Annotated in this window: 33 protein-coding genes and 1 pseudogene; 14 read left to right on the top strand and 20 right to left on the bottom strand. The window is 67.2% G+C overall.

The window, feature by feature from the left end:
• Positions 1–39 precede the first annotated feature (39 nt).
• The 4 genes from pnuC to VHA82_RS20985 are packed head-to-tail and all read left to right on the top strand — an operon-like array spanning position 40 to position 2,894.
• Positions 40–600 carry a nicotinamide riboside transporter PnuC gene (pnuC, locus tag VHA82_RS21000; protein ID WP_414708677.1) on the top strand — a complete coding sequence of 187 codons (561 nt, stop codon included), beginning with the start codon at positions 40–42 and terminating at the stop codon, positions 598–600.
• Complete coding sequence (locus VHA82_RS20995; protein WP_325547112.1) at positions 597–1,211, top strand: ATP-binding protein; 615 nt, start codon at positions 597–599, stop codon at positions 1,209–1,211. The genes pnuC and VHA82_RS20995 overlap by 4 nt, the downstream gene beginning before the upstream one ends.
• Positions 1,208–1,612: a PaaI family thioesterase gene (locus VHA82_RS20990; RefSeq protein WP_325547111.1), complete on the top strand. Its 405-nt coding sequence runs from the start codon at positions 1,208–1,210 to the stop codon at positions 1,610–1,612. Before VHA82_RS20995 ends, VHA82_RS20990 begins: the two co-directional genes overlap by 4 nt.
• Positions 1,613–1,628: 16 nt before the next feature.
• A complete protein-coding gene (locus VHA82_RS20985) occupies positions 1,629–2,894 on the top strand; it encodes a glycoside hydrolase family 99-like domain-containing protein (protein ID WP_325547110.1) in 1,266 nt (421 codons plus the stop codon).
• Here the strand turns inward: VHA82_RS20985 and VHA82_RS20980 are convergent.
• Entirely contained in the window at positions 2,848–3,834 is a 987-nt protein-coding gene (locus tag VHA82_RS20980; protein WP_325547109.1) for an Hsp33 family molecular chaperone HslO, read from the bottom strand. The two genes, VHA82_RS20985 and VHA82_RS20980, sit on opposite strands and share 47 nt — an antisense overlap.
• Before the next feature lie 86 nt (positions 3,835–3,920).
• Complete coding sequence (locus VHA82_RS20975) at positions 3,921–4,445, bottom strand: gamma carbonic anhydrase family protein (protein WP_325547108.1); 525 nt, start codon at positions 4,443–4,445, stop codon at positions 3,921–3,923.
• A 92-nt stretch (positions 4,446–4,537) separates the two neighbouring features.
• On the opposite strand from VHA82_RS20975, the gene VHA82_RS20970 reads away from it, so the two are divergent.
• The gene (locus VHA82_RS20970) at positions 4,538–5,335 is read left to right on the top strand and encodes a ferritin-like domain-containing protein (RefSeq protein ID WP_325547107.1); all 798 of its coding nucleotides are present in this window, start codon (positions 4,538–4,540) and stop codon (positions 5,333–5,335) included.
• Between the two features lie 85 nt (positions 5,336–5,420).
• Here the strand turns inward: VHA82_RS20970 and VHA82_RS20965 are convergent.
• Both VHA82_RS20965 and orn read right to left on the bottom strand, forming a co-directional pair.
• Positions 5,421–6,851, bottom strand: a pseudogene (locus VHA82_RS20965) (DEAD/DEAH box helicase); the annotation flags it as partial.
• Between the two features lie 217 nt (positions 6,852–7,068).
• A complete protein-coding gene (gene orn / locus VHA82_RS20960) occupies positions 7,069–7,656 on the bottom strand; it encodes an oligoribonuclease (protein WP_325547105.1) in 588 nt (195 codons plus the stop codon).
• Positions 7,657–7,697: 41 nt separating this feature from the next.
• Here orn and VHA82_RS20955 point away from each other — a divergent pair, with 41 nt between their 5' ends.
• From VHA82_RS20955 to trxC, 4 genes are read left to right on the top strand one after another with little or no spacing between them, the layout of a single operon-like run.
• On the top strand, positions 7,698–8,969 hold the full coding sequence (locus VHA82_RS20955) for a M48 family metallopeptidase (protein WP_325547104.1): 1,272 nt from the start codon (positions 7,698–7,700) through the stop codon (positions 8,967–8,969).
• Positions 8,966–9,262, top strand: a complete 297-nt coding sequence (locus VHA82_RS20950; RefSeq protein ID WP_325547103.1) for a 4a-hydroxytetrahydrobiopterin dehydratase — start codon at positions 8,966–8,968, stop codon at positions 9,260–9,262. Before VHA82_RS20955 ends, VHA82_RS20950 begins: the two co-directional genes overlap by 4 nt.
• On the top strand, positions 9,229–10,164 hold the full coding sequence (gene rsgA / locus VHA82_RS20945) for a ribosome small subunit-dependent GTPase A (RefSeq protein WP_325547102.1): 936 nt from the start codon (positions 9,229–9,231) through the stop codon (positions 10,162–10,164). The genes VHA82_RS20950 and rsgA overlap by 34 nt, the downstream gene beginning before the upstream one ends.
• Before the next feature lie 24 nt (positions 10,165–10,188).
• Complete coding sequence (trxC, locus tag VHA82_RS20940; RefSeq protein ID WP_325547101.1) at positions 10,189–10,626, top strand: thioredoxin TrxC; 438 nt, start codon at positions 10,189–10,191, stop codon at positions 10,624–10,626.
• Between the two features lie 37 nt (positions 10,627–10,663).
• Here trxC and VHA82_RS20935 read toward each other — a convergent pair whose 3' ends face one another.
• From VHA82_RS20935 to rpsP, 6 genes are all read right to left on the bottom strand, one after another.
• Complete coding sequence (locus tag VHA82_RS20935; protein WP_325547100.1) at positions 10,664–11,662, bottom strand: CobD/CbiB family protein; 999 nt, start codon at positions 11,660–11,662, stop codon at positions 10,664–10,666.
• An 18-nt stretch (positions 11,663–11,680) separates the two neighbouring features.
• Positions 11,681–12,391, bottom strand: a complete 711-nt coding sequence (locus VHA82_RS20930; protein ID WP_325547099.1) for a CoA pyrophosphatase — start codon at positions 12,389–12,391, stop codon at positions 11,681–11,683.
• Between the two features lie 119 nt (positions 12,392–12,510).
• Positions 12,511–12,894, bottom strand: a complete 384-nt coding sequence (gene rplS / locus VHA82_RS20925; protein WP_325547098.1) for a 50S ribosomal protein L19 — start codon at positions 12,892–12,894, stop codon at positions 12,511–12,513.
• Between the two features lie 89 nt (positions 12,895–12,983).
• Positions 12,984–13,730 (bottom strand): tRNA (guanosine(37)-N1)-methyltransferase TrmD, encoded by a 747-nt coding sequence (trmD, locus tag VHA82_RS20920; protein ID WP_325547097.1) that lies wholly within the window; start codon positions 13,728–13,730, stop codon positions 12,984–12,986.
• A 2-nt stretch (positions 13,731–13,732) separates the two neighbouring features.
• Entirely contained in the window at positions 13,733–14,302 is a 570-nt protein-coding gene (gene rimM, locus VHA82_RS20915; protein WP_325547096.1) for a ribosome maturation factor RimM, read from the bottom strand.
• A 7-nt stretch (positions 14,303–14,309) separates the two neighbouring features.
• Positions 14,310–14,573: a 30S ribosomal protein S16 gene (gene rpsP / locus VHA82_RS20910; RefSeq protein WP_325547095.1), complete on the bottom strand. Its 264-nt coding sequence runs from the start codon at positions 14,571–14,573 to the stop codon at positions 14,310–14,312.
• A 134-nt stretch (positions 14,574–14,707) separates the two neighbouring features.
• Between rpsP and VHA82_RS20905 the strand changes: the two genes are divergently transcribed.
• Together VHA82_RS20905 and VHA82_RS20900 are read left to right on the top strand one after the other, a co-directional pair.
• Positions 14,708–15,238: a GNAT family N-acetyltransferase gene (locus VHA82_RS20905; protein ID WP_325547094.1), complete on the top strand. Its 531-nt coding sequence runs from the start codon at positions 14,708–14,710 to the stop codon at positions 15,236–15,238.
• Positions 15,235–15,681: a hypothetical protein gene (locus VHA82_RS20900; protein ID WP_325547093.1), complete on the top strand. Its 447-nt coding sequence runs from the start codon at positions 15,235–15,237 to the stop codon at positions 15,679–15,681. The genes VHA82_RS20905 and VHA82_RS20900 overlap by 4 nt, the downstream gene beginning before the upstream one ends.
• Positions 15,682–15,852: 171 nt before the next feature.
• On the opposite strand, the gene VHA82_RS20895 is transcribed toward VHA82_RS20900, so the two are convergent.
• Together VHA82_RS20895 and VHA82_RS20890 are read right to left on the bottom strand one after the other, a co-directional pair.
• Complete coding sequence (locus tag VHA82_RS20895; RefSeq protein ID WP_325547092.1) at positions 15,853–16,500, bottom strand: DUF47 domain-containing protein; 648 nt, start codon at positions 16,498–16,500, stop codon at positions 15,853–15,855.
• A 53-nt stretch (positions 16,501–16,553) separates the two neighbouring features.
• Entirely contained in the window at positions 16,554–16,913 is a 360-nt protein-coding gene (locus tag VHA82_RS20890; RefSeq protein ID WP_325547091.1) for a DMT family protein, read from the bottom strand.
• Here VHA82_RS20890 and VHA82_RS20885 point away from each other — a divergent pair.
• Genes VHA82_RS20885 through VHA82_RS20875 form a run of 3 tightly spaced genes read left to right on the top strand, consistent with a single transcriptional unit; the run spans position 16,900 to position 19,264 of the window.
• Complete coding sequence (locus tag VHA82_RS20885; protein ID WP_325547090.1) at positions 16,900–17,571, top strand: RluA family pseudouridine synthase; 672 nt, start codon at positions 16,900–16,902, stop codon at positions 17,569–17,571. The genes VHA82_RS20890 and VHA82_RS20885 overlap by 14 nt on opposite strands.
• Before the next feature lie 16 nt (positions 17,572–17,587).
• Positions 17,588–18,361, top strand: coding sequence for an SDR family NAD(P)-dependent oxidoreductase (locus tag VHA82_RS20880; RefSeq protein WP_325547089.1), 774 nt, complete (start codon positions 17,588–17,590; stop codon positions 18,359–18,361).
• Between the two features lie 3 nt (positions 18,362–18,364).
• Positions 18,365–19,264: a peptidylprolyl isomerase gene (locus VHA82_RS20875; RefSeq protein ID WP_325547088.1), complete on the top strand. Its 900-nt coding sequence runs from the start codon at positions 18,365–18,367 to the stop codon at positions 19,262–19,264.
• A 300-nt stretch (positions 19,265–19,564) separates the two neighbouring features.
• Here the strand turns inward: VHA82_RS20875 and VHA82_RS20870 are convergent, their stop codons facing one another.
• The 8 genes from VHA82_RS20870 to egtB all read right to left on the bottom strand — a co-directional run bounded on the left by VHA82_RS20870 (position 19,565) and on the right by egtB (position 26,822).
• Entirely contained in the window at positions 19,565–20,326 is a 762-nt protein-coding gene (locus tag VHA82_RS20870; RefSeq protein ID WP_325547087.1) for a GIY-YIG nuclease family protein, read from the bottom strand.
• Between the two features lie 219 nt (positions 20,327–20,545).
• Positions 20,546–20,986 carry a universal stress protein gene (locus VHA82_RS20865; protein ID WP_325547086.1) on the bottom strand — a complete coding sequence of 147 codons (441 nt, stop codon included), beginning with the start codon at positions 20,984–20,986 and terminating at the stop codon, positions 20,546–20,548.
• A 13-nt stretch (positions 20,987–20,999) separates the two neighbouring features.
• Positions 21,000–21,728: a 2OG-Fe dioxygenase family protein gene (locus VHA82_RS20860; protein ID WP_325547085.1), complete on the bottom strand. Its 729-nt coding sequence runs from the start codon at positions 21,726–21,728 to the stop codon at positions 21,000–21,002.
• A gap of 33 nt (positions 21,729–21,761) precedes the next feature.
• Positions 21,762–22,310: a type II toxin-antitoxin system VapC family toxin gene (locus VHA82_RS20855; RefSeq protein ID WP_325547084.1), complete on the bottom strand. Its 549-nt coding sequence runs from the start codon at positions 22,308–22,310 to the stop codon at positions 21,762–21,764.
• Positions 22,297–23,100: a hypothetical protein gene (locus VHA82_RS20850; RefSeq protein WP_325547083.1), complete on the bottom strand. Its 804-nt coding sequence runs from the start codon at positions 23,098–23,100 to the stop codon at positions 22,297–22,299. The genes VHA82_RS20855 and VHA82_RS20850 overlap by 14 nt, the downstream gene beginning before the upstream one ends.
• Positions 23,101–23,183: 83 nt before the next feature.
• Entirely contained in the window at positions 23,184–24,560 is a 1,377-nt protein-coding gene (locus tag VHA82_RS20845; protein ID WP_325547082.1) for a mercuric reductase, read from the bottom strand.
• A 40-nt stretch (positions 24,561–24,600) separates the two neighbouring features.
• Positions 24,601–25,587 (bottom strand): L-histidine N(alpha)-methyltransferase, encoded by a 987-nt coding sequence (gene egtD, locus VHA82_RS20840; RefSeq protein WP_325547081.1) that lies wholly within the window; start codon positions 25,585–25,587, stop codon positions 24,601–24,603.
• The gene (gene egtB, locus VHA82_RS20835) at positions 25,587–26,822 is read right to left on the bottom strand and encodes an ergothioneine biosynthesis protein EgtB (RefSeq protein WP_325547182.1); all 1,236 of its coding nucleotides are present in this window, start codon (positions 26,820–26,822) and stop codon (positions 25,587–25,589) included. The genes egtD and egtB overlap by 1 nt, the downstream gene beginning before the upstream one ends.
• Positions 26,823–26,832: the final 10 nt, after the last annotated feature.

The raw sequence follows: 26,832 nt of genomic DNA, 5'->3' as shown, positions 1-26,832 counted from the left end.
TCGGCCCCTTGTGCGCCGCATCCCCGGGACCGGGTGGACGTGCCGAGCCTGACGGAGATCGCCGGCTTCGCGCTCGCCCTCGCGATGGTCGGCTGCAACATCCGCGAGATCCACTGGGGCTGGCCGCTCGCCGTCGCGAGCTCGCTGCTCTATTTCGTCGTGTTCTGGCAAAGCCGTCTCTACGGCGACGCGTCGCTGCAGGTGTTCTTCGCGGTGCTCGGCCTGTGGGGCTGGGTGCAGTGGCTGCGCGGCAAGCGTGCCGACGGCTCCACGCTGCACGTGATGCGCCTCTCGCCACGAGGCATCGCGCTCACGCTGCTGGCGTCAGTCGCGCTGTGGCCGGTGACGGGCTGGTTCCTGAAGACCTACACCGACACCGACGTGCCGTGGTGGGACGCCTTCCCCACGGCGCTGAGCCTCGTGGGCACGATTCTCGTCGCGCGCAAGTTCATCGAGAACTGGGCCGTGTGGATCGTCGTGAACGTGGTGAGCGTCGCGCTCTTCGCGTACAAGGGCCTGTGGCTCACGGTCGTGCTCTACGCCGTCTTCGTTGCGTTGAGCGTGGTCGGCTGGCGCGCATGGAAGGCGAAACTCGCATGAAGATCAGCCTTCTGGGCGCCGAAAGCACGGGCAAGACGACGCTCGCTCTCGCGCTTCGCAAGCACTTCGACTCGCGGGGACGCAAGGCGGCCGTCGTGTCCGAGGTGCTGCGGGAATGGTGCGCGCGCGAGGGCCGCACGCCGCGGCCGCACGAGCAGTTGCCGATCGCGCGGGAGCAGGAAGCGCGGGTGGACGCGGCGGCCACGCGGTCGCAAGTCGTGATCGGCGACACGAGCGCGCTCATGGTGGCGATCTACAGCGCGATGCTGTTCGAAGACGGCTCGCTCTACCGGTTCGGAGTCGAGCAGCAAAAGCGCTACGACTTCACGCTCGTCACGGGGCTCGACCTGCCCTGGGTCGCCGACGGCCTGCAGCGCGACGGCCCGCACGTGCGCGAACCCGTGGATGCGCTGGTACGCGAAGCCCTGGACAAGGCGGGCATCGCGTACCGCGTGGTCTATGGCGAGGGCGAGGAGCGCCTCGCGAACGCGCTGGCCGCCCTCGGCGAGCTGGAGCGCGCCATGCCGCAGCGCCCGTGGCGCTGGACGTGCGAAAAATGCGGCGACCCCGATTGCGAGCACCGGCTCTTCACGGGCATGATCCGGCAATGATGCCGCTCGACTCGATTCAGCAAATCCTCGATCCGCTTTTTCCCGGCCTGATGGGCGTGAAGCTCCTCGAAGCCACGCCGGAGCGCGTGACGGCCGAGCTTCGCGTGCGGCCCGACCTGTGCACCGCCGGCGGCATCCTGCACGGCGGCGCCTTCATGGCCTTCGCCGATACGCTGGGCGCGGTCGGCACGGTGCTGAACATGCCGGCCGGCAAGCGCACGACGACGACCGACTCGAGCACCAAGTTCATCGGCGGCGCGAAGGTGGACACGACCGTCACGGCGGAATGCTTGGCGCTGCATCGCGGGCGTACGACGCAGGTGTGGCAGACCACGATCCGCTCGGCCGAAGGCAGGCTCTGCGCAGTCGTGACGCAGACGCAGCTGATCCTCGACGCTTGAGCGGGCGACTCGCGCCATGGAGATTCAGCTCGATGGCGGTCTTGCAGGCGCCGCGTCGCCCTTCGACCTGCTCGAGCGGCTGCAGCACGGGCGGTCGCAGTGGCATGTGGAAGCGCCGGCATCGCTCGAACCGTGGAACGTCCCTGAACGCATCGAGGTCGCGGCCTTCTACCTGCCGCAATTCCATCGCATCGACGTGAACGACCGCGCGTGGGGCGCGGGCTCCACGGACTGGAGCAACGTCACGCGCACGCAGCCGCGCTTCCTCGGGCACCTGCAGCCGCACCTGCCGGCCGATCTCGGTTTCTACGACCTCACGAACGACGACGTATTGCCGCGGCAGGTCGAACTCGCGCGGCACTACGGCGTCTCGCACTTCTGCTACTACTGGTACTGGTTCGGCGGCACGAAGGTGCTGCACCGGCCCGTCGAATCGCTGCTGAGGCACACCGGAATTCCGATCCGCTTCTGCCTGTGCTGGGCCAACGAGAACTGGTCGCGCCGATGGGACGGCAACGACCAGGAGGTGATCCTCGCCCAGCCGCACGATCCCGCCGTCGATGCGCGGCTGATCCACGACGTGCTGCCCTTCCTCGCCGATGCGAGGTACACGCGCATCGACGGCGCCGCCGTGTTCGTGATCATCCGTCCCGACCTGATCGGCAATGGACTGCCGCGCGTTCTCGACTCGTGGCGCGAGTCGGCGCTGAAGGCGGGCGTGGGCGAACTGCTGCTCTTGTCCACGAACCACGTGCGCTTCCGCGACTTCGCGGCCACGGGCCTGGACGGCATCGTCGAATTCCCTCCGCACGAGCACTGGCACACGGGCCTGCGCGCGACGCCGAACGAACTCTTCTTCGACAAGGGTTTCCAGGGACACATCGCCGACTACGACGATGCGGTGCGGCGCTTCACGGGCGAGCCGCCGGATGCGATCCCGCGCATTCCCGGCGTGTTCCCCGCCTGGGACAACACGGCCCGGCGCCGTTCGCAGGCATTCGTCTTCGTCAACTCGACGCCCGCGAAGTACGAGGACTGGCTCACCCGCGCCATCCTGCGGTCGGATCGTGCGGGGAAGTTCCGGCGGTTCGTCTTCGTGAATGCGTGGAACGAGTGGGCCGAAGGCGCGCACCTGGAGCCGTGCAGGTGGTACGGGCACGCGCATCTGAAGGCGACCCGCGATGCGATCGTCGCCGCGGCTGCGCGCTTGCGTGAAGCCGGCTCGGCCACGCCCGTTACTGCATCGCCGAACTCACGGGCGGCTGGTCCCCCGGCGCAGTGAAGATGCGCGCCGCGTCCACCGCGTCGAACTGGTAGTGCTGACCGCAGAAGTCGCACGCGACGTCGATCTGATCGCGTTCGGCAAGGATGCTCTCGGCCTCCTCGCGACCCAGCCCGCGGATCATGCCCGCCACGCGTTCGCGGCTGCACGTGCATGCGAAGCGCGGCGTCTCGGGCTCGAAGCGCAGCAGCTTCTCCTCCCAGAAGAGCCGCCTGAGGACGGTCTCCACGTCGAGCTCGAGCAGCTCGCGCGGCGTGAGGCTCGCCGCGAGCGTGGCGATGCGATGGAAGTCCTCGAAGCGCGCGGCGTGCTCGTCCTTCCCGCCGCGTTCGCTCATCTCGCTCATCTCGCGCAGGTTGCGCTCGCCCTCCAGCGGCAGGCGCTGGATCATGAGGCCCGCTGCGACGCGCTGGTCCGCGGCGAGCACGAGCTTCGCATCGAGCTGCTCCGACTGACGCATGTAGTGTTCGAGCACGTCGGAAATCCTGTCGAGCCGCTCGCCGTGCGGGCCGCGCAGCGGCACGACTCCCTGGTAGGGCTGCAGGCCCGGCTGCCGGTCTTTCGGATCGAGCGTGATCGCGCAGCGCCCGCCGCCGTTCGCGTTCACCAGATCGGCAAGTCCCGCGCTCGCGGGCACGTCGCCCACCACCTTGGCGGTGACGCGCAGGCCGAGGTCGTGCTGCACTTCGGCCACGCACACCTTCACCGGGCCGTCGCCGTAGATCTGCATCACGAGCGCGCCGTTGAACTTGATGTTGGACTGCATCAAGGCGCCGGCCGCGGCCATCTCGCCGAGGAGTTCAGCCACGGGCTCGGGCCACGGGCCGGTGTTCTCGTTCGTGCGCCGCCGCTGCAGGATGTCCTGCCAGGCGTCCGTGAGGCGCACGATCATCCCGCGCACCGGCAGCCCGTCGAAGAGGAATTTGTGCAGCTCGGACATTCAGCCTCCGGCGGGTCGCATGAAGGAGGCCGAGACATCTTCAGCGGGCGCTGCGGTGCGCGCAGCAACAGGTGCGGGAGCCATCGTCAGCCGATCTTTCGAAAGCCTTTGCGATAGCGCGAGGCGCTCGTGACGTAATGATCGGAGATGCGGCGTCCCATCGCGGCTGCGTTCTCGTCGAGCGTGCGCACGACTCGCGCGGGCGAGCCGATGATGAGCGAATTGTCGGGGAACACCTTGCCCTCGGTCACGACGCTGCCGGCGCCCACGATGCAGTTGCGGCCGATCTTCGCGTTGTTGAGCACGACCGCCTGAATTCCGATCAACGCGCCGTCGCCGATGGTGCAGCCGTGAAGCATCACCTGGTGGCCGACGCTCACGTTGTCGCCGATCAGGAGCGGCACGCCCTCGTCGGCGTGCAGCACGCTCAGGTCCTGAATGTTCGTGTTGCGGCCGATGGTGATGCGGTCGGTGTCGCCGCGGACGATGGCGCCGAACCACACGCTCGAGTTCTCACCCATCGACACGTCGCCGATCACCTCCGCGCTGTCGGCGACGAAGGCGCCGGGGGCGAGTTGCGGCGCGACGCCGTCGAGTTCGTAGATGGCCATCCAGGGTCCTCGTTCGATGCAACTGCCATTGTAGGAAAGCGCGGGGTGGGCTGCCGCGCTTCACGGGCCGGCCCCGCCCTACAATCCGGGGTATGGAGATGCGCGAAAGGGCGCTGCTGGCGCTGGCCGAGGCAATGCCCGAGCGCAAGGCGACGCTCGCCGCCGAACTGCGCCTCGCCGCGGACTCGCTCGACGTGGCGGCGTCCGCGCCTCGAAGCGCTCACGCGATTCCAGGACGGCCCGAGAAGCCTGCGCTCGTCCATCCGGCGCGCGTCGCCAGGCGTTCGCCTCGCACGAGGGACGGGCTCGCCGCGCTGGTGCACGCCATCGCGCACATCGAATTCAACGCGATCAATCTCGCACTCGACGCCGTGTGGCGCTTCGACGGCATGCCGCGCGAGTTCTACCTCGACTGGAGCCGCGTCGCGGCGGAGGAGGCCTGCCACTTCACGCTGCTCACGCGGCACCTGCGGACGCTCGGGCATGCGTACGGCGACTTCGCCGCGCACGACGGTCTGTGGGCCATGTGCGAGAAGACGAAGGACGACATCGTCGCGCGCATGGCGCTCGTGCCCCGCACCCTGGAAGCGCGCGGGCTCGATGCGACGCCGCTCATCCAGGAGAAGCTGCGCAACGCCGGCACGGCCGAAGCGCTCGGCGCCGTGGAGATCCTGGACGTCATCCTGCGCGACGAGGTGAGTCACGTGGCGATCGGCAATCGCTGGTATCGCTGGCTGTGCGAGCGCGGTGGACTGGACCCGGTCGCGCAGTATTCGCTGCTGGCGGAACGCTATGCGGCGCCGAAGCTCAAGCCGCCTTTCAATACGGCAGCGCGAATGCGGGCGGGGTTTTCGGAAGAGGAACTCGCGTTTCTCGCGGGGACGAGCTGATCTTCGTTGTCGCCGGGAACGCGCCGGGGCACCCTTCGGTTACCCCACTCTCTTCCCAACCGCCCGATCGCGCCGCTCAGCGATCCCGCCGCGCGAACCGATCGCTGTTTCGGCCGCGATGCTGACCGCCGCCCGCACCCGGGCCGAATCCATGCCCACGCCCGCCCGGCTTGCCGCCGAAGCGCGCGGGCGGCGGCGTGTGCGCACGCTGGCGCGGCTCGAGGCCCGGTACCACTTCCGCCTGGAAGCGCTGCTTCGTGAAGAACTCGATGTCGCCGATCTTGCGGCGCTCGCGATGCTCCGCAAAGGTCACGGCCAGGCCGTCGCGCCCGGCGCGGCCCGTGCGGCCGATGCGGTGCGTGTAGTCCTCGCTTTTCATCGGCAGCCCGTAGTTGAAGACGTGCGTGATGGTCGGCACGTCGATGCCGCGCGCCGCGACGTCCGTCGCCACCAGAAACTGCACCTGCCCGCGGCGCAGCGCCATCAGCCTGCGGTTGCGCAGGCCCTGCGAGAGGTCGCCATGCAGCGCCACGGCGGCGAAGCCGGCCTGCTGCAGGTCCTCCGCGAGGCCGTCGCATTCCACCTTGGTGCTCGCGAACACGATCGCCTGGTCGATCGACGCATCGCGCAGCCAATGATCGAGCAGGCTGCGCTTGTGATCGTGGTTGTCGGCCCAGAAGAGCACCTGCCGGATGTTGGCGTGCTTTTGCTGCGGCGAATCGATCTGCAGGCGCCTCGGCTCGCGCATCACACGCGTGGCCAGCTGCTGGATGCGCGGCGCGAGGGTCGCGCTGAACATCATCGTCTGATGACGGTTCGCGGTGAGCTCATGCACCTGCGCGAGGTCCTCGGCGAAGCCGAGGTCGAGCATGCGGTCGGCTTCGTCCACGACGAGGAATTGCACCCCTTCGAGCCTGATCTGCCCCGAGCGCTGCAGATCGAGGAGGCGTCCGGGCGTCGCGACGACCAGATTGGCGTTTTGCAGCCGCGCGATCTGCATCTGGTAGGGCATGCCGCCCACCACGCTCGCGATGCGAAGGCCCTTCGCGTGCTTCACGAGATCGATCGCGTCCTGCGCGACTTGCTGCGCGAGTTCGCGCGTGGGGCACAGCACCAGCGCACCGGGCTCGGCGGCCTTGAAGTGGCGCGGGTTCATCGGGTTCCTGCGGGGGCGCTTGGCCCCGGCCTCGCCCCGTGTGGCGGCATCGGCTTCGGCCTGTTGCTGCGCGGCGCGCTCGGCGGCCTGTTGCGCAAGGATCGTGTGCAGCACGGGCAGCAGGAAGGCCGCGGTCTTGCCGCTGCCCGTCTGGCTGGAGACCATCAGGTCGTTGAAGCCGCCCTCGCCCGCGTCCTGCTGCATGGCCAGGCCGATGACCTGCTGCTGTACGGGCGTGGGCTGCACGAAGCCGAGATCGGCCACGGCGGCAAGCAATTCGGAAGCAAGGCCCAGCGCGGCAAAGCCGCCGGGCGCGGAAACGTCGGTCATGAAGAACTCTCGTGAAACGTGGAAGGACATCGAACCCTTCCAACATTTCACGGGACCCGAGGTTCCGTGGGGCCATTCGCGAAAAGGCGGCCCGGGGGTGAGAAGGCAGATGCTCGAACAAAAGGGCTGCGCAGTTCGCAGCCCAGTGGAGGATTATCGCAGATTCGAGTGTGTCTTGCTTGGCGAAGCGGGAACGACGGAAAAGACGCCGGATGCGCGAATCGCGACAGGCTGCAGCGGCAGCCGACTACCGGGTCCGGATGAACTTCTCGCGATAGTACGCAAGCTCGTCGATCGACTCGTGCACGTCGGCCAGCGCCGTGTGAAGCTGCTGCTTCCTGAACGCGTTGTGCACCTCCGGCGCCCAGCGCTTCGCGAGCTCCTTCAGCGTGCTCACATCCACATTGCGATAGTGGAAGTACGCCTCCAGCCGCGGCATGTACTTCACGAGAAAGCGCCGGTCCTGCCCGATGCTGTTGCCGCACATCGGGCTTTGCTGCTTTCCGACGTACTGCGCGATGAAGTCGAGGATGCCCTGCTCGGCCACCGCCTCCGTCGTGGTGGACGCCCGCACCTTCTCCGTGAGGCCGGTCTTGCCGTGCGTGCCGCGATTCCACGAATCCATGAGTTCGAGCTGCGCGTCGCTCTGGTGGATCACGTACACAGGACCTTCGGCCCGGGGCTGAAGGTGCGGCCCGGTCACGATCACGGCGATTTCGATGATGCGGTCGCGGTCCGGATCGAGCCCCGTCATCTCGCAATCGATCCAGACGAGGTTCTGGTCGCTCTTCGCAAGCCCGGCAGGAACAGCCGCAGTTTCAGTGTTGTCGGACATGCGCCCATTGTCCCTCAAGCCCCATCACCTAAGATTCGGGCATGAGTGCTTCCGAACTGCTGACCCTCGCCTTCGCGGCCTTCCTCGTGGCCGGGCTCGTGGTGCGCATATGGCTCACGAGCCGGCAGATTCGCCACGTGGCCGCGCACCGCGAATCCGTTCCCGCCGCGTTCGCGGGCCGGGTGTCGCTCGAGGCGCACCGGCGCGCGGCCGGCTACACCATCGCCAAGGCGCGCGTCGGCCTCATCGAATCCGCTTTCGCCGCCGCCGTGCTGCTCGGCTGGACCCTCCTCGGCGGGCTCGACGCTCTCAACCACGCCGTGCAGTCCTGGCTCGTGCCGGGCATGGTCCAGCAGCTCGCGCTGCTCGCGGCTTTCGCCGCCATCAGCGGTCTCTTGGACCTGCCCTTCGCGCTCTACAACACCTTCGTCATCGAGGAGCGGTTCGGCTTCAACAAGATCACCTGGAAGCTGTGGTTCATGGACCTCGCGCGGGGCGTGGCGCTCGGCGCGGCCTTCGGACTGCCCATCGCCGCGCTCATCCTCTGGCTCATGGGCGCGGCGGGCGTATGGTGGTGGCTCTGGGCGTGGGGCGTATGGATGGGCTTCAACCTGCTGCTGCTCGTGATCTACCCCATGTTCATCGCGCCCCTTTTCAACAAGTTCCAGCCGCTTCAGGACGAGACGCTGAAGCGGCGCGTCACCGAGCTCATGCGGCGGTGCGGCTTCGCGGCCAAGGGTCTCTTCGTGATGGACGGCAGCCGGCGCAGCGCGCACGCCAACGCATACTTCACGGGTTTCGGCGCGGCCAAGCGCGTCGTGTTCTACGACACGCTGCTTGCGAAGCTCTCGCCCGACGAGGTCGACGCGGTGCTCGCGCACGAGCTCGGCCACTTCAAGTACAAGCACATCACCAAGCGCATCGCGCTCATGCTCACGCTCAGCTTCGTGGGGTTCGCGCTGCTCGGCTGGCTCGCGAGCCGCGCGTGGTTCTACACCGGGCTCGGCGTGCGGCCGAGCCTCGCGGGCGCACCCAACGATGCGCTCGCACTGCTGCTCTTCCTGCTCGTGGTGCCGGTGTTCGCGTTCTTCGTCTCGCCGCTCGCGGCGCAGCTCTCGCGCCGGCACGAATTCCAGGCCGACGCATTCGCCGCCGAGCAGACGAGCGGCCACGATCTCGCGACCGCCTTGCTGAAGCTCTACGAGGACAACGCCTCCACGCTCACGCCCGATCCGGTGTTCGTGAAGTTCTACTATTCGCATCCGCCCGCCTCCGAACGGCTCGCGCGGCTGGGCGCGGGAGCAGCCGCATGAGAAAAGCACTGAGTCCGGCCGAGGTCGCATCCAGTCTGTCGCTGCTGGATGGCTGGCGCCTGGTGGGCGAAGGCGCCGGGCAGCAGATCGAGAAGACTTTCTCGTTCCAGGACTACTACGAAACCATCGCGTTCGTGAATGCGATCGCGTTCATCGCCCACCGGCGCGACCACCACCCCGATCTGTCCGTGCACTACAACCGTTGCGTGGTGCGGTTCAGCACGCACGACGTGAAGGGCCTTTCGGACAACGACTTCCAGTGCGCGGCCGAGGTCGACGCCTTGCTCGCTTGAATACGGCAAAGCGCGGACTCGTCGTGGCCGGACACGGCCGGCACGTGCTCGTGGAAACACCCGAAGGCGAACGGCTCATCTGCCACCCCCGCGGCAAGAAGAATCATGCCGTCGTGGGCGACCGCGTGCGCTTCGCGCCGAGCGGAGACGAAGGCGTGATCGACAGTGTGGACGAGCGCCGCAACCTCTTCTGGCGGCAGGACGAAATTCGCAGCAAGTCCTTCGCCTCCAATCTGGACCGGATCCTCGTGCTGATCGCGGCGGAGCCGGAATTCTCGGAAGCGCAACTGGCTCGCGCGCTCATCGCGGCCGAAGCGCAGCACATCGAGCCGTTCATCGCGCTCAACAAGAGCGATCTGGTCGAGGCCTTCGAACGCGCGTGGGAACGCCTCGTCGTCTACCAGCACATGGGCTACCACGTGATGCCGCTGTCGCTCAGGCTTTCCGGCGATGTGGATCGGGCACACCTGCTGAAGCATCTGCATGGCGGCACGACGCTGCTGCTCGGGCCCTCGGGCGCCGGCAAGAGCACGCTCATCAACCTGCTCGTGCCGCGCGCACAGGCCGTGACCGGCGAGATCTCGCAGGCGCTCAACTCGGGCCGGCACACGACGACGAGCACCACGTGGTACTGGGTCGACGAAGACAAGCGCACCGCCCTCATCGACTCGCCGGGATTCCAGGAGTTCGGTCTGCACCACATCGACCCGATGCAGCTCGCCGCGCTGATGCCGGACCTGAAGCCGCACGTGGCGAACTGCAGGTTCTACAACTGCACGCACCTGCACGAGCCGGGCTGCGGCGTGCTGGCGGCGGTCGGGACGGCCGCCAACGGCATCAGCCCGAGCCGGCACCGCATCTACGCGGACTTGTTTGCGGAACTCTCCGCCCCCAGGTATTGAATCGATGCCATTGCGGAGCCTCCCATGAGCGAATCACTGCACGTCGTCTGTCCGCATTGCCACACCACCAACCGCGTGAAGCGCGACGACCTGGTAAAGACGCCCGACTGCGGTTCGTGCCACCAGCCGCTCTTCACGGCGCATCCCGTGCCGCTGAACGAGACGAGCTTCGCGAAGCACGTGGAACGCAGCCAGATTCCGCTGCTCGTGGACTTCTGGGCGCCCTGGTGCGGACCGTGCCGCACGATGGCACCCGCCTTCGAGCAGGCCGCCGCCCAGCTCGAGCCGCATGTGCGGCTCGTGAAGGTGAACACGGACGAGGCCCAGGCGCTCGGCGCGCGGATGAACATCCGCAGCATCCCGACACTGGCGCTTTTCGCGGGCGGCAAGGAAATCGCGCGGCAGGCCGGAGCGATGGCGGCGGGCGATATCGTGCGCTGGACACGCTCGAACCTTCGATAGGCCGGCATCGATACATCCGCCGGGGCCGGGGCCGGCACTACCCGAGCAGCCTCGCCAAGGTCAGCAGCGCGAGCAGCACCATCCAGAGCACGACCGAGCGCCACACCAGCCCCACGATGCTGCGCAGGTGCGCCACCTGCGCCTCGCGGCCGGCCGTGCTCTCGGTGCCCATCATCGCCTCGGCTGCGGCATTTGCCTGGAAGCCTTGCGACATGTGAGGCGCGAACATCGGCTTCAGCGCCTCGCCCCCGAGCCGGACGTTCACCGCGCCCGACGTCGCCGCGAGAATGACGCCGTCGTTGTCGTTGGGGAAGCGCTGCGCATACTGCCGCCAGGCATCGATCGCCTCTTCGAAGCTGCCGACGACGGCGAACGCGATCGCGGTGAGGCGTGCCGGCAGCCAGTCGATCGCGTGCCACGCGCGCGCCGCGGCCGACTGCAGGCTCTCGCTCGCGGGCTGCTGCTGCGTGGAGCTGCGATAGCGCCAATAGCGGTGCACGAACTCGGCCATCCGATAGAGCACCGCGCCGAAGGGCCCGAGGCCGAAGCCCGACAGGATGGAAAACCACGCGAGCACGCCGAACACGTGCCGGTGCGCGGCCAGCACCGAATACTCGATCACGTGGCGCACGATCTCGCTGCGGGGCAGCTCGCTCGCGTCCACCTGCTGCCATTCGGCAAGCAGTTGCCGTGCCTTCTGTTCATCGCCGGTATCCAGCGCGTCACGGATCGCCGTGAAGTGATGGCTGAACTGGCGGAATCCGAGCGTCACGTACAGGATCGCGATGTTCCAGAGCATCGCAAGCGGCCAGCCGAACGGCGCCAGCGTGAGCGCCCAGTACACCCCCAGCACCGCGAGCGAAGGGCCGATGGTGGCGACCGCCCACGCCACCCACCCATGATGGGGCTTGCCCGCATCGAAGTTGCGGCTGGCCCAGCGAGCCCACGCGCGCAGACTCGCATGGATGGGATTGCCCCGCGCGAGCGGCCGGACCTGTTCGATCAGAAGCGCGAACAGGATGGCGAAAAAACTCATGCGGGAATCATATCCGCCTCATGCCGACAGGAAGCGATAGAAGTTCCTGAGCATCCCCGCCGTCGCGCCCCAGATGAAGCGCTCGGTCGTGCCGTCCATGTAGGGCATCGAGAACCACTCGCGCGCGCTGCCGCCCCATTCGATGCGATGGCGCCGGTGGTGCGCCGGATTCATGAGGAAGTCGAGCGGCACCTCGAATGCGTCCGCCACTTCGTGCGCGTTGAGCTCGAGCACATGGCCGGGCTGAACGAGCGCGATCACCGGCGTGATGATGAAGTTGGTGCCTGTGCGATAGGTGGGAAGCGTCCCGAGCACTTCCGCCATCTCGCGCGCGAGGCCGATTTCCTCGCAGGCTTCGCGCAGCGCCGTCTCCACCGCATCCGCGTCGGTCTCGTCGCGCTTGCCGCCCGGGAAGGCGACCTGCCCCGAATGCGTCGAAAGATGGGTCGCGCGCTCGGTGAGCAGCACGGTCGGCCGTTCACGGATCACGATCGGCACCAGCACCGAAGCATCCGCGACCGGGCGGTCGGAAAACCGCGGCTCCAGCCAGACTTCCGGCTCCCAGGCGGGCGGGTCGGCGAAGCGCATGCGAAGCGCCTGCGGATCGAGCATCGCGGCATCGACCGCACGCAGGTGCGCATCCACGCCCTCCACGGGCACCGTGCGCGGATCGAAGTTGGGCAGCTTCGACAGCGGTGTGTCGGCGGGAACGCTCGGGTCGATCTTCATGCGTGCCGATCAAGACGAAAGCCGCCCCGGCGGGTGGCCGGCGGCGGCTTGGCGTAACGAAAGCTCGCGGGGGTGTCGCGAGCGGGCCTGTGTGCTTGCGTCCGGACTCGTCAGTGCATCTATTCCGCGCTGGCCGCCGCCTTCTGATGATGGGCGAGCTTTTCCTTGATGCGGGCCGACTTGCCGCTGCGTTCGCGCAGGTAGTAGAGCTTGGCGCGGCGCACGTCGCCGCGGCGCTTCACTTCGATGCCGGCGATGAGCGGGCTGTAGGTCTGGAACGTGCGCTCCACGCCTTCGCCGCTCGAGATCTTGCGCACCGTGAAGGCACTGTTCAGGCCCCGGTTACGCTTGGCGATCACCACGCCTTCGTAAGCCTGGACGCGCTTGCGGGTGCCTTCGACGACGTTCACCGAAACGATGACGGTGTCGCCGGGCGCGAACTCGGGAATCTTCTTGCCGAGCCGCTGGATTTCCTCTTGTTCGAGGGTCTGGATCAGGTTCATGGTTTCCTCGGTCGATCGTGCCCGCGCTGCACTGAAGGCGGCAGCTCGTGTGGCTGCCGCGGCCGGGTAGAGGATCGGGGAGCCGGTGATTATAGCAACGACGAGAGAAACGCCTCGTCCGTGCGCGAAAGCCGCCCCGCGGAGCGCGCGGCTTCGATCAGTTCCGGGCGCCGCCGCGCGGTGAGCTCCAGGCGGCGCTCGCGCCGCCACCGCTCGATCTGCGCGTGATGCCCCGAAAGCAGTTCGGCGGGCGCCTTCTCGCCCTGCCATTCCTCCGGCCGCGTGTAGTGCGGGCAGTCGAGGAGGCCGTCGAGCGCGGGGTTGAAGCTGTCTTCCTGGTGGCTGCCCTCGTCGTTCAGCACGCCCGGCTGCAGCCGCGCCACGGCGTCCAGCAGCGCCATCGCGGCGATCTCGCCGCCCGAGAGCACGAAGTCCCCCAGGCTCAGCTGCACGTCCACATGCCGGTCGATGAAGCGCTGGTCGACGCCTTCGTAGCGGCCGCAGACGAGAATCGCGCCGGCGCTGTCCGACCACCGCTGCACCTGCGCGTGATCCATGCGGTCGCCGGCCGGGGAAAAGAGCACCACGGGCGCATCGTCGCCGCGGGAAGACTGCACGGCCGCGAGGCAGCGCGCGAGCGGCTCGGCGAGCATCACCATGCCCGGTCCGCCGCCGAACGGGCGGTCGTCGACGCGGCGGTAGTTGCCCTCGGCGTGGTCGCGCAGTTGCCAGAGGCGTACTTCGACCTGGCCCGTCTCGAACGCGCGGCGGGTGACGCCCGCTTTCAGGAAGGGGGCGAAGAGTTCGGGGAACAGCGTGATGACGTCGAAGCGCATCTTCAGTAGTCCGCCTGCCAGTCCACTGTAATGCGCTTCGCCTGCAGATCGACGTCGTCCACGTAGGCGGCGACGAAGGGAATCATGCGTTCCTGCGGCCGGTCCGGCTCGCCGTATTCGAGGACGAGCACGGTCTGCGGGCCGGTGGCAAGGAGGTCCTTCACGCGTCCGAGCGCCTCGCCTTGCCGGTTCACGACCTCCAGGCCGATGAGGTCGACCCAGTAGTATTCGTCGGGCTCGGCGGTCGGAAAGCTCGATCGCCCGATGAAGACCCGCGCGCCCTTCAGCGTTTCGGCGGCCGTGCGATCGGCGATGTCGTCGGCGCGGGCCACGATGGCGTCGGAATGCTCCTTCGCTTCGCGCACGCGAAGCAGCACCGCCCCGGAGAAGGCCGCGGAGCGGCCCTTGCCCGCATTTTCCGGCGCAAGCAGGTACCAGCGTCTGGAAGAAAAGAGCGCCTGGGGATCGGCGCTGTGGGGCAGGACCTTGAACCAGCCCTGGATGCCCCAGGCATCGGCGATGCGCCCGACTTCGACGGCGTCTGCAGGCAGTTCTGCAGGCTCGAGCGCCATCGAGCCTTCAGGCCGCGACCGCAGTCTTCGTGGCGGAGCCCTTTTTCAGGATCCTGGCGACGGTGTCGGAGGCTTGCGCACCCTTTTCCAGCCAGTAGGTGAGGCGGTCCTGCGCGATGCGCAGGCCCTCTTCGCCTTCCTTCGCGACCGGGTTGTAGAAGCCCAGGCGCTCGATGAAGCGGCCATCGCGGCGCACGCGCTTGTCGGCGACCACGATGTTGTAGAACGGACGGTGCTTCGCGCCGCCGCGGGAGAGTCTGATGACGACCATTGATTTATCCTTCGGGTGGAGTTCGAGCGCGTCCCCAAGGGCGCGACCGGTTTCCCAACGTGTGAGACACGCGACTCGGCCACCCGGCCGGCGCCACGCTGGAAAGCCCTCCATTATAACGTTGCGGTGCCCCCATGCTCACCATCCGACCCAGCCACGATGCCGACGTCCCGGCGATCGCGGCCATCTACGCCCACCACGTGCTGAACGGCACGGCGACCTTCGAGACGACGCCGCCGAGCGAGGAGGAGATGGCCGCGCGCCGCGCCGACGTCCTCGGCAAGAAGCTGCCCTGGCTCGTGGCGCTGGAAGAAGGCAAGGTGGTCGGCTACGCCTACTGCCAGTCGTTCAAGCCGCGCCCGGCCTACCGCTTCAGCGCCGAGGATTCGATCTACCTCGACCCCGCCGCGCATCGGCGCGGGATCGGGCGCGAGCTCCTTTCGCGCTTGGCCGCCCATGCCGAGGAAGCGGGCCTGCGCAAGCTCATCGCCGTCATCGGGGACTCGGGCAACGAAGGCTCCATCGGTGTGCACCGCGCCTGCGGCTTCTCGCAGGTGGGCATCATCCACGCCTGCGGCTGGAAGTTCGGCCGCTGGCTGGACATCGTCCTCATGGAAAGGAGCCTGGGCGAAGCCGACCGCACGGCGCCTGCGGGCGGCGCATGAAACGCAAGACGCTTGCCGCGTGGCTTGCCTTTCTCGGCGGCCCGCTCGGATTGCATCGCTTCTACCTCTACGGCCTGGGCGACCTCGTCGGCTGGGCGCTGCCGATCCCCACCGCGCTCGGCCTGTACGGCATCGAGCGCGTGCTCCAGAATGGGCAGGACGACGTCGCGAGCTGGTTTCTGATCCCGCTTGCGGGCTTTTCCATCGCGCTTGGCTGCCTCACGGCGATCCTCTACGGGCTGATGGCGCGCGAGCAGTGGAACGAAAAGTTCAATCCCTCCCTCGCGCGTGACCACCCCGCGGGCGGCACGAACTGGTTCACGATCGTCGCTGTGGCGCTGTCGCTCGCCTTCGGCGCGGCCTCGCTCATGTTCGGTCTCGTCTACAGCTTCCAGAAGTACTTCGAGTACCAGGTCGAAGAAGGCAGGAAGATCAGCGAATAGGTTGCAGCGTCGGGCGGCTCGCAAGCCACTGGATTCCCGCGTGCGCGGGAATGACGGGAGAGGGGGTGACGCCTTGATTCCCCCCGAGGAAGGGGGCACGCACGGGAATGACGGGAGGGGGGTGACGCCTTGATGCCCCCGCGGAAGGGGCACGCGCGGGAATGACGGGAGTCAGCGGTGCTCGAGGACGATTCCCTCGGCGACGTTCGCGACGTCCTCGCACTTGTCGGTGATGCGCTCCAGGAGTTCGTAGATGGCCTTCATCTTGATCACTTCGAGCACGTCGGCCTGCTCGCGAAAGAGCCGGCTCATGGCCGAACGCATCTCGCGGTCGGCGTCCGACTCGAGCCGGTCGATCTCCTCGCAGGTCTTGAGCGCCGCATCCACGCAGCTCGCATCGCCGAGCTTGCCGAGCAGCGCCACGACTTCCTTCACGCGCTCGCAGCACTTCACGGCGAGGTCCGCGAGGCGCGCGATCTCGTCGGTCATGATGCGCACGTCGTAGAGCGCCATGGTTTCCGCGGAGTCCTGGATCAGGTCCGCGACGTCGTCCATGGTGCTGATGAGAGTGTGGATCTGGTCGCGGTCGATGGGCGTGTGGGCGCTCGTGTGGATGAGGCGGTTCACCTCCTGCGTCACGCGGTCGGCCGCGCGCTCGGCCGCGTCCACTTCGCGATTGGCCGCTTCCCGAAGCGCGGGGTCGGCATAGTTGTCCACCAGCCTTCGGAATGCGAGCGCCGCATCGAGGATGCGGTCGGCATGCTGGTCGAATTTTTCGAAGAACCTTCCGTCTCGCGCACGCAGCCTGCCTAGCAGCATGGGGACTCCTTGGAGTTGTCTTGCATTCGAATCCCAGTGTACGCCGCTGCCGTTCAGTCGCGGAAGACGAAATACACCGCACCGGCCATGCAAAGCGCCGCCCAGAGGTAATCGAGCTTCAGCGGCTGCTTGAGGTAAAACAGGGCGAACGGCACGAAGACGCCGAGGGTGATCACTTCCTGCATGATCTTCAGCTGGCCCACGCTCAGCCCGGCCTCGAGGAAGCCGATGCGGTTCGCGGGCACCTGCAGCAGGTACTCGGCGAGCGCGATGCCCCAGCTCACGAGCGCGGCGATGTACCAGGGCGACGCGGCGAGGTTCTTGAGGTGGCCGTACCACGCCATCGTCATGAACGCGTTGGAGGCGATGAGGAGCAGCACGGTCTGCAGGGAAAGCGGAATGGCGGAAAGCATCCCGGCATTATGTGAAGGTCTCGTGTACGTCGACGAGTACCTCGTCGTGCTCGACAAGCCCGCGGGACTCCTCGCGGTGCCGGGCATCGGGCCCGCGAAGCAGGATTGCCTCGCGGCACGTGCGCAAGCGATGTGGCCCGACGCCCGCGTCGTGCACCGGCTGGACCAGGCGACCTCCGGCCTCATCGTCATGGCGCGCGGCCGGGCGATGCAGCGCGCGCTCGCGATGGCGTTCGAGCGCCGCGAGGTGAGCAAGCGCTACGTCGCGGTGGTGGCCGGGGCGATCGAGGCGTTCGACGGCTGGCGCGAGATCGACCTGCCGATCATGGCCGACTGGCCGAACCGGCCGCTGCAGAAGGTGGATGCGGCGCACGGCCGCGCGAGCACGACGCGCTGGCGCGTCGCCGCGGCGCTGCCGCAGGCTCTCGAGCGGGAACAGGATGCGACCCGGGTCGAGCTCCAGCCGCTCACCGGCCGCACGCACCAGTTGCGCGTGCATCTGAGCGCGGTCGGCCATCCGATCCTCGGCGATCCGTTGTACGCTCCCGCCGAGGCGCGCGGTGCCGCGGCCCGGCTCATGCTGCACGCGAGCGAACTCGAATTCGCGCATCCCGCCACCGGCGAGCCGATCGCCTTCGCAAGCCGTGCGCCCTTCTGAACGAAAAGGAAATTCCATGCCCGCCGCCCAGACGCCTCGTCCGCTCACGATCATCACCGGCGCCTCGCGCGGCATGGGATTGGCCATGGCCGAGCAGCTGCTGGACGCGGGGCACGAGCTCGTGTGCATATCCCGCAAACCCAACGCCGCGCTCGCGCAGCACGCCGCGCGGGCAGGCCGCGAATGCGAGCAGTGGCCGCAGGACCTGGCCCGGGCGGAAGCGGCCGCCGCGCGCCTGGAAGGCTGGCTCGCCACGCGCGACGGGACGGCGCATTCTTCGGTCACGCTCATCAACAACGCGGGGCTGCTGCCGCGCGTCGCGCCGCTGCGCGACATCCCGCACGGCGAACTGTCTGAAGCGATCCGCGTGGACCTGGAAGCGCCGATGCTGCTCGCCTGCGTGTTCCTGCGCGCGACCGAGGGCTGGAAGATTGCGCGCCGCATCCTGAACATCTCCTCGGGCCTCGGGCGCCGGGCGATGGCCTCGCAGGCGGCGTATTGCGCGGCGAAGGCGGGCATGGACCACTTCTCCCGCTGCGTGGCCCTGGAGGAAGCGGGCAAGCCCCACGGCGCTCGCATCTGCTCGCTCGCGCCGGGCGTGATCGACACCGACATGCAATCGCACCTGCGCGCCGCGGACCCGACGCGCTTTCCCGACATGGCCACCTTCGTGGGCTATCGCGACCGGGGCATGCTCAGCACGCCGGCCGAAGCCGCGGCGCGGGTGCTGGCGTACCTCGCGCGGCCCGATTTCGGTGCCGATCCCGTGGCGGATGTACGCGATAATTGATCCATGAAGTCCACCCTGCTGCGTTGCGTCGTCGCGCGTGTCGCCATTCCCGCGGCCGCCTTCCTTGCGGCCCTGCTCCTGCCCCTCGCTCCCGCGTTCGCGCAGAACACGATGGTCCGGATGGAGACCACCGAAGGGATCATGGACATCAAGCTGCTGGACACCGAAGCGCCCGGCACCGTCGCGAACTTCCTCGTGTACCTGCGCGAAGGCTCGTACACCTACGGGCTGGTGCATCGCAGCGCGTGGGTGTCGCAGTCCGTTCCGTTCGTGGTTCAGGCGGGCGGCTTCCGCTGGCCGCCGGGCAGCGGCAACGTGGCCGTGACCACGCACGACCCGATCGCGAACGAATTCAGTCCCACCCGTTCGAACGTGCGCGGCACGGTGGCGATGGCCAAGCAGGCCAACAATCCGAACAGCGCCACGAGCCAGTGGTTCGTGAACATGTCCAACAACGCGTCGAACCTCGACAACCAGAACGGCGGCTTCACGGTGTTTGCTCGCGTGACCACGCCGGGCATGGCGACGGCCGACCGCATCTCCGCGCTGCCGCGCCAGAACCTCGGCTCGCCCTTCAGCGAGTTGCCCGTGCTCGACGCGAACGCGCCGGCCGTGCGTACCAACGTCGTCCTCATCAACGCGGCCTACGAACTGCCGAACGCCAACGACAGCGACCGCGTGTTCAACTATCTCGAAGCCGCCTACCCGGAGATCCTCGCACCGGCGCGGGCCATTCCGCTCGCAGTGGGAAGCTTTCACGTGCGCTACTACTCGACGCTGAACCTGTACCTCGGCACGAACGACACCACGCTCTACTACCTGCTGGCGTCGGGCGACGGAGTGCTGCATTCGCTGGGTGCGGTGGCCGATTGGCTGGCGATCGCGCAGGGCGCGGGGTACTGAAGCGGGGGACTGAAGCGGGGTACTGAAGCGGGGTATTGAAGGCGCTGCATTCGCGCCCACTGGTCCAGGCGCTCACCGAAAGATATTCGCGGCGCGCCTCGGTCGGCGTGCGGGCATGCCCCTGCCTGTCGGCGATCCCTTTACGGATCGGGTTTGCCGCAGAGCGGCAGCGTGCGGCAGACCCGAGGCCGTCAGGGTCGCCGGCAGGCAGGGGCATGCCCGCACGCGCGCACCCTCCTTGAATCCTCTCATCACTTCCGATGGGGCTTGAGGACCGGGACCAGAGCTTCAATAGAAAGGCTACTCAGTGGCCCCGGGTTCGGCGGACGAGAGCAATCTGATCGATGTTGGTGAGTAGGCTTCCACTTGGACGGTGCCTTCTGTCGGCACGTTTTCGTCGAACCATTTCCTCACGCTCGGTCCCCCCATGATCCGGGGCGTCCTGTTCCTGTTTGCGGTCCGATTGATCGTGCCGAGGACCGGATCCATGCTTCCTCTGCCCAGGAACAGCTCGATCTGTTCGCCGTCAGCACCAATCCACATCTGATCTGCCACAGCGACATTGAAGAATCCCGTGCGCCGATAGGTTGGCTGCAAGACGAAGGTGAAAGTGTGAACGGGACGCTGCACCGGCTCGGGAGCCTCGGGCTGGGAATCGATGCCGGGCTTTTCGACCTTCCCCCCATTCCAGGGCGGATTCACGACACAAATGATGTCGTCTTCCAATCCGGCAGCGAGATTGAGGTGAAACGCTCCGTAGTGCATCAGACCGGTGTCAGGCAGGGCAAAGATTTCAACGGAAGCTCCGGCATCGAGCTGTTCCCGGATGAGCGCGTTGTTCCTCAAGTTCGTGCTCTGGGTCGACGCAGGCCGCTTATAGCCCGTCATCCGAGCCGAAAGAGGCTGAACCGTCTTGCCGACGTACTTCACCGAACCATCGACCACAAAGGCATAGAGGATGTTTTTTCGAGTAGCGTGACGTGCAAGTTCGAAGCGTACATCTCCATCTTCCAGGTACCAGTGCCCCGAGCGGACGAAGCCGATATCAAGGAGACGATTCATTGAGATTCACCAAATCAGGGGCCAAGTGCAAGACGAAGAAGTATGGCCGCGGCGCGCCTCGGTCGGCGTGCGGGTATGCCCCTGCCTGTGGGCGATCCCTTTACGGATCGGGTTTGCCGCAGAGCGGCAGCGTGCGGCAGACCCGAGGCCGTCAGGGTCGCCGGCAGGCAGGGGCATGCCCGCACGCCCGGCGCACACACAAAGAAGCACAGAGAAATCCTATTCCCCCGGCACCACCAGCACCGGCACCTTGCAATGCGACAGCACGCGCTGCGTCGTGCTGCCCAGCAGCAGCCTGTCGATGCCGTGCCGGCCATGCGAGCCCATCACCAGCAGATCGCACCCGAGCGATTCGGCGCAGTCGGTGATGCCCTGGTGCACCACATGCCCCTCGGTCACCTTCCGTTGGCTCGCCACACCCAACTGCGCGAGCACGGCCTCGGCCTTCGAGAGCGACTGGTTCGCATTCGCCGTGGCCGCGGTCAGGTATTCGGCTTGCCCGAACGCGTAGTCCGCACCGATCCCCACGAAGGGATAGACGTCGATCACGCTCAGCAAGGTCACCTTGCTGCCGAAGGCTTGCGCGAGACCGCCGGCCTTGGCCGTGGCCTGCATCGAAGCCGACGATCCGTCCACGGGAACGAGGATGTGACGGAACATGGCGGGCCTCCTTTCAGTCGCCCTGGAAACCGCCGGCGCGGCAGGTGATCACCAGTGTGTCCCGGTGGCCCTCGCCTTGCAAGGGCTGGATCGGCGTGGTCTCGTGGATGACCCGCTCGTCGTCCAGCAGCACGAGGCTCCACGGCTCGGCGAGCGTGAACCGCTGGCCGGCGGGCCCGTCGGACTGGAAGACGCGCGTCTCGCCGCCTTTGATGTCCTTGCGGCCCACCATGAAGACCGCGACCAGGTCCACGCCGTCGCGATGCGCGCCCTCCGGCGTCGGCCGCCCGATGCCGCCGGCCGTATCGATACGGAACTGATGCGCTTCCACATACCACGGCTGGTCCCCTTTCAGCTCACCGCACAGGCGCGCGAGCCCGCGCAGCAGGCACTGCCACGCGGCGCTTCCGGCCACCTCGGGCTCGATCGGTTCGAACCACCGCTGCATGCCACCGTGCAGCGCGTTGTATTCGACGGGCTGCCAGTGCGCCCGGTGCGGCACCTGCTCCACCGCGCCGCCGCGCACCACGAAGCACGAGTGGCGCCGCTTGCGATAGCGGCCGCCATCCTTCAGGTAGTTGTCGGGCGGCAAGTCGTCCCACGATGCGCGCAGCGCGAGGAGTTCCGCGAGATCGCAACCGGTGAGCTCCGCCACGCCGCGCGGACTGAGCACGGCATAGCCCTGCTGACGCAAGAGCGTCCTGACTTGCGCGGGATAGGTGTACGCGGGCGAGAGTTCCATCGCGCGAGCTTACCGCCGCGGCGGATCCACAACCTATTCGGAGATGTCGGACTGGCTGTCGGCGAGCGGAAATTCGAGGCGGAGCTGTTCTGCCTTGGGGGTGCAAATTTTCAGGCGATGCCCTGCGACGTTGCCGTCCAGCGTGAGCAACTTTCCCTTCTGGCTGCCGGCACTCGCACCATCAAAGGTGTGGAACTCGGTGGCCTCGTAGTAGATTGCACTTGCCAAGTGGATCGCATCCGGGACACGGATGTTCTTCATGACATCCTTCTTCTTCGAGTTCCGTTGGAAATCTCGAATCTCACCAGCAAGCGCCATGACGCGACCGTTGATGTCCAACTCGACGAGTGCGCGAGGGTCAAATGCTTCGTCCAGGCGCTTTCGCTGTGCAGGCGTCATATCTCCATTCAGAACCTCGGCCCTCCAGAGTACTGAAGTAATGATGATCGCCTTGCCGCGATCCACCATATCGATGACCTCCGCCAAGCCGGCCATCTCTGCGGGGTCAGCGCGCGTCTCATCTTTGATCCACGCGATGAGGCACGCAGTATCCCAATAGAACTGCGGCCTACCACTCGCCATTGCGCACTTTTTCGACGTACTCGGTCGAGCCTAGGCCACCGTAGGCGTCCGGCGCAATTCCCCTTAGAGAAGCGAGCGGTCGGGCGTCCGATCGCTCCGGAAGGATTTCAATCGAATCGACTTTGACCAGGTGCGGAAACTTCTCTGCCTTCTTGAAGTGAAGCAGTCCAGTGATCCGAACGAAGTGATTGATGCCCGAGATGGCTTGCGAAAGCATTTCCCGAGCGAAGCTGCACCTGATGCTCTTTGGGCCAACCACTGGATAGACTCGGAACACATTTCGCTGATTGTGGATGTCCAAAACGTCGAGGCTGCCGACAACCGAGCCGCGCTCTACCTGGTCGGGCCCGAGAATGTCGTCAACCTTGACATCGAGATTGCGCGGCAACGCGACATGTTCCCTGTCGAACTGAAGCGAGACCTCCACTACATGCTTTTGCATCGGACGGACAAGCGCCCGATACGAATCCATCAGATCCAAATCGGCTTCTCGCGGGCGCTTGCCCGCAATGACGGATTGAATGTCCCGGCTCAGCTTCGAGACAATTCGTCGCCCGTGTGCAACTTTTCCTGAGCGCGACACAGCCTCCACTTCGAACGTCGCGGGACTGTTCATGCTGATGTGGGTGACGCGGTAGTACACATCGGAGGATTTGCCTGCGCCCAGCGCCACATCCACCTGATTGAGAACAAGCTTCAGCGCGGTCAGTTGATCGACGAGTGCGCTCAGGCGGATGCTCTCATCTGCCTCGTCGCCCCTAACCGTCATCTTGAACTTGTTCGACTGCATAGCACTTACCTGCGGTTTCCTCCAATCGACATCGTACTCTGCTTCGCGGGCGCGGCCTTGTCGCCAGACCACCCCGGCGCAGGCTACTCCAGGGGCTTCAGCCGCCCGAGGATCGTCGGCAGGAACTCCGCCACCGTCGGATGCGCGGGCAGCGCATCCCGCAGCACCTGCCAATGCGCGCCAGTCGCCATGAAGCCCGCGATCACGTGGACGATCTCATCGGCGTTGATGCCCAGAAGCGTCGCGCCGGTGAAGGCGCCCGTCTCGGCATCGACCAGCAGCTTCACGAGCCCGGTCGTTTCGCCCTCCTCCTTCGCCCGGCTCACGTCCTTCATGTCGAAGGTCGCCATCAGCATGCGCCTGCCGCTGCCGCGCGCCTGCGTCTCGTTCATGCCGACGCGCCCGAGCGGCGGGTCGGTGAACATCGCATAGATCATGTTGCGCTGTGCCGCCGAGCGCGAGCCGCCCTGCAGGTTCGCGAGCACGATCTCGTGGTCGTGATAGCTCGTGTGCGTGAATGCGCCGCGCCGGTTGATGTCGCCCAGCGCCCAGATGCCCTCGACGTTCGTTTCGAGCCGCTCGTTGGTCGGGATGAAGCCGCGCTCATCGGTCTTCAGGCCCACGGCCTGGACATTCAGCCGGTCGCTGTTGGGCACACGCCCCGTCGCGACGAGGAGGTGCGAGCCCACGACGCGTTCGCCGCCGACTTGCACGGCCACGCCTTCAGCCTCGCGTTCCACGCGCGCAGCGGGCTGCCCGCACAGGATGCGAATGCCCTCCGAACGCAGGAACTCCGTGATGCAGGCCGACACTTCCGGGTCTTCGCCGGCCGTCACGCGCGGGGCGCTCTCGATCACCGTCACGGCGCTTCCGAGCCGCCGGAAGATCTGCGCCATCTCCAGGCCGATGTAGCTGCCGCCCAGAATCACGAGGTGCCCGGGCCGCGCGCGCAGCGCGAGCAGCGACGTGTTGTCCAGGTACGCGACATCCTTCAGGCCGTCGATGGGCGGAATGAACGGACGTGTGCCCGTGTTGAGAAATACCCGCTTTGCGCGAACGACGTGCTCGCCCGCGCGGATGCGAAAGCCTTCGCCGTCGCGCGAGTCGAAGCAGCCCCACTCGCGCAGGACGCGCACCTTGGGCTCGGTGCCGAGCCAGCTCGTGAGGCCGTCGACCGCGGCGTCGACTCGCGAGCGCATGCGCTGCATCGCGGCCGCGAAGTCGATCTCCACGTCGCCCACACGCACGCCGAACTCCGCCGCGCGCCCCACTTCGTAGGCGATGCGCGCGCTCTTGCGCAGTGTCTTGGTCGGCGTGCAGCCGTCGTTCAGACACGTGCCGCCGAGATGACGGCCCTCGACGAGCACGCACGATTGCCCCCGCTTTGCCAGCGCCATCGCGAGAAACGGGCCGGCCTGGCCCGAGCCGATGATGGCGTTGTCGGTGTCGAACGTGCTCATCCGAACCCTTCCATGGCGTGACCGCGTTCGCGCGAGCCCTTCATGCGTTCTCCGGCGCGTGCAGCCAGTGCACGCTGAAGAGCCGTTCGGGGTCGGTCCACACGGGACCGGGCCGGAAGCCCGCCCGCTGCGCCAGCGCGCGCAGCCCGTCGATCGTGAACTTGTACGAGTTCTCGGTGTGCAGCGACTCGCCTTCATCGAACTCCGACGCGCGGCCGCAGACTTCTACCACCTGGGTGCAGCGGCTCACCAGGTGCATCTCGATGCGCGCGAGCGGCGCGTTGTAGAACGCATAGTGCGCGAAGCGCTCGAGCTGAAAGCCGGCGCCGAGCTCGCGGTTCGCACGCGCGAGCAGGTTGAGGTTGAAGGCCGCGGTCACGCCTTGCGAATCGTTGTACGCGGCGTGCAGCACCTGCGGGTCCTTCACCAGATCCGCGCCCAGCAGCAGCGCGCCGCCGCGCAGCACCTGCAGCGCGACGCGCAGGAACTGCAGCGCCTCCTCGGGCGAGAAGTTGCCGATCGTCGAGCCCGGAAAGAAGCCGATGCGCCGTCCCTCGCGCGGCGAATGCGCGGGCAGCAGCAGGCGTTGCGTGTAGTCGGCGGCGACCGGGTGGACTTCGAGTGCCGGATAGTCCCCGCGCAGGTGCACGGCGGCGGCCGAAAGATGCTCGGCCGAGATGTCGATGGGAAGATACCGCGCCGGCCTGTCGAACGCATCCAGCAGCAGCCGCGCCTTGTGCAGCGAACCGGCGCCGAATTCGACGATCTCCGCATGCGGCCCCGCGAGCGCGGCGAATTCGCCCGCGTGCGCGCGCAGGATGCCGAGTTCGGTGCGCGTCGGGTAGTACTCCGGCAATTCGCAGATGCGGTCGAAAAGCGCCGATCCGGCGGCGTCGTAGAAATACTTCGGCGAGATGCGGTGCGGCCGGTCGCAAAAGGCGCGCAGGAGGTCGCGCGCGAATTCGCTGTCGCGTGCGGGGGCTTCCGTGCCGCCGGGCGCGGGCACCGGGATGGGTCGCGGGGTCATCATGCGTCCTCCGCGAGGCGGATGCCGCTCATCTGCCAGCGCGCGGCGGGTGGGAAGAAGTTGCGGTAGGTCGGCCGCGTGTGGCCCGCGGGCGTCGCGGCGCTACCCCCGCGCAGGACGAGCTGGCCCACCATGAACTTGCCGTTGTATTCGCCGACGGCGCCGGCCAGCGGCCGAAAGCCGGGATAGGGGTCGTAGGAAGAGCGCGTCCATTGCCACGCATGGCCCGTGAGCTGCGTGATGCCGGCGAGCGCATGCGCGGCTTCCCATTCGAATTCGGTCGGCAATCGCGCGCCGGCCCATTGCGCATAGGCGGCGGCCTCGTAGAAGCTCAGGTGAGTCACGGGTGCCGCCGCATCCAGCGGCTGCACGCCGCGCAGGCCGAAGACGTGCCAGCCGTCGCCGGATCGCGCGCCCGCACCGGACAACCGCGTGTCTCGCGGCGCAATCCAGTACGCGGGCGCCTTCCAGCCGTGCGCCTGCACCGCAGCCCATCCGTCGGAAAGCCAGAGCGTCGCGCGTTCATAGCCGCCGTCGGCCATGAAGAGGGCGTACTCGCCGCAGGTCACGAGCCGGTGCGCGATGCGATAGGGCGCAAGCACCACCCGATGGCGCGGCGTCTCGTTGTCGAATGCGAACCCCTCCTGGCTGCCGTGGCCCACCTCGACCACTCCGGCCGGACCTTCGAGCCATATCGATTCGCCCGCGGTGTTCGCGAGCCGCGGCGGCGTCGCATCGTCGCTGCGGTACGCGGGCAGCAGCGGACTGCACGAGAACGCATGCAGGATATCGGTGAGCATGAGCTCCTGGTGCTGCTGCTCGTGGTTCAGGCCGAGCTCGATGAGCCCTTCGGCGGCGCGCCAGGCATCGCCGTCCGCGGATTCGATGAAGCGCTGCATGGCCTCATCCACGTGCGCGCGGTAAGCATGGACCTCGGCGAGCGACGGCCGCGTGAGCAGGCCGCGCTGCGGCCGCGGATGGCGCGGGCCGAGCTGCTCGTAGTACGAGTTGAAGAGATGGAAGAAGCGCGCATCGAACGACCGGTAGCCCTCGTCGTGCGCACCGAGCACCACCGCTTCGAAGAACCAGCTCGTGTGCGCGAGGTGCCACTTGGTGGGACTCGCGTCCGGCATGGACTGCACGCACTGGTCCTCGGCAGACAAGGGCGCGGCGAGCGCAAGACTCTCCGCGCGCACCTGCGCGTACCGCGCCGACCAAGCCTCCCTTTGCGCCATGCGGCCGCTT

This window comes from Ramlibacter sp., assembly GCF_035548915.1.
GTDB lineage: Bacteria > Pseudomonadota > Gammaproteobacteria > Burkholderiales > Burkholderiaceae_C > Ramlibacter.
The sequence above is the reverse complement of the archived record's forward strand: the minus strand, read 5'-3'. Positions and strand labels throughout refer to the sequence as shown.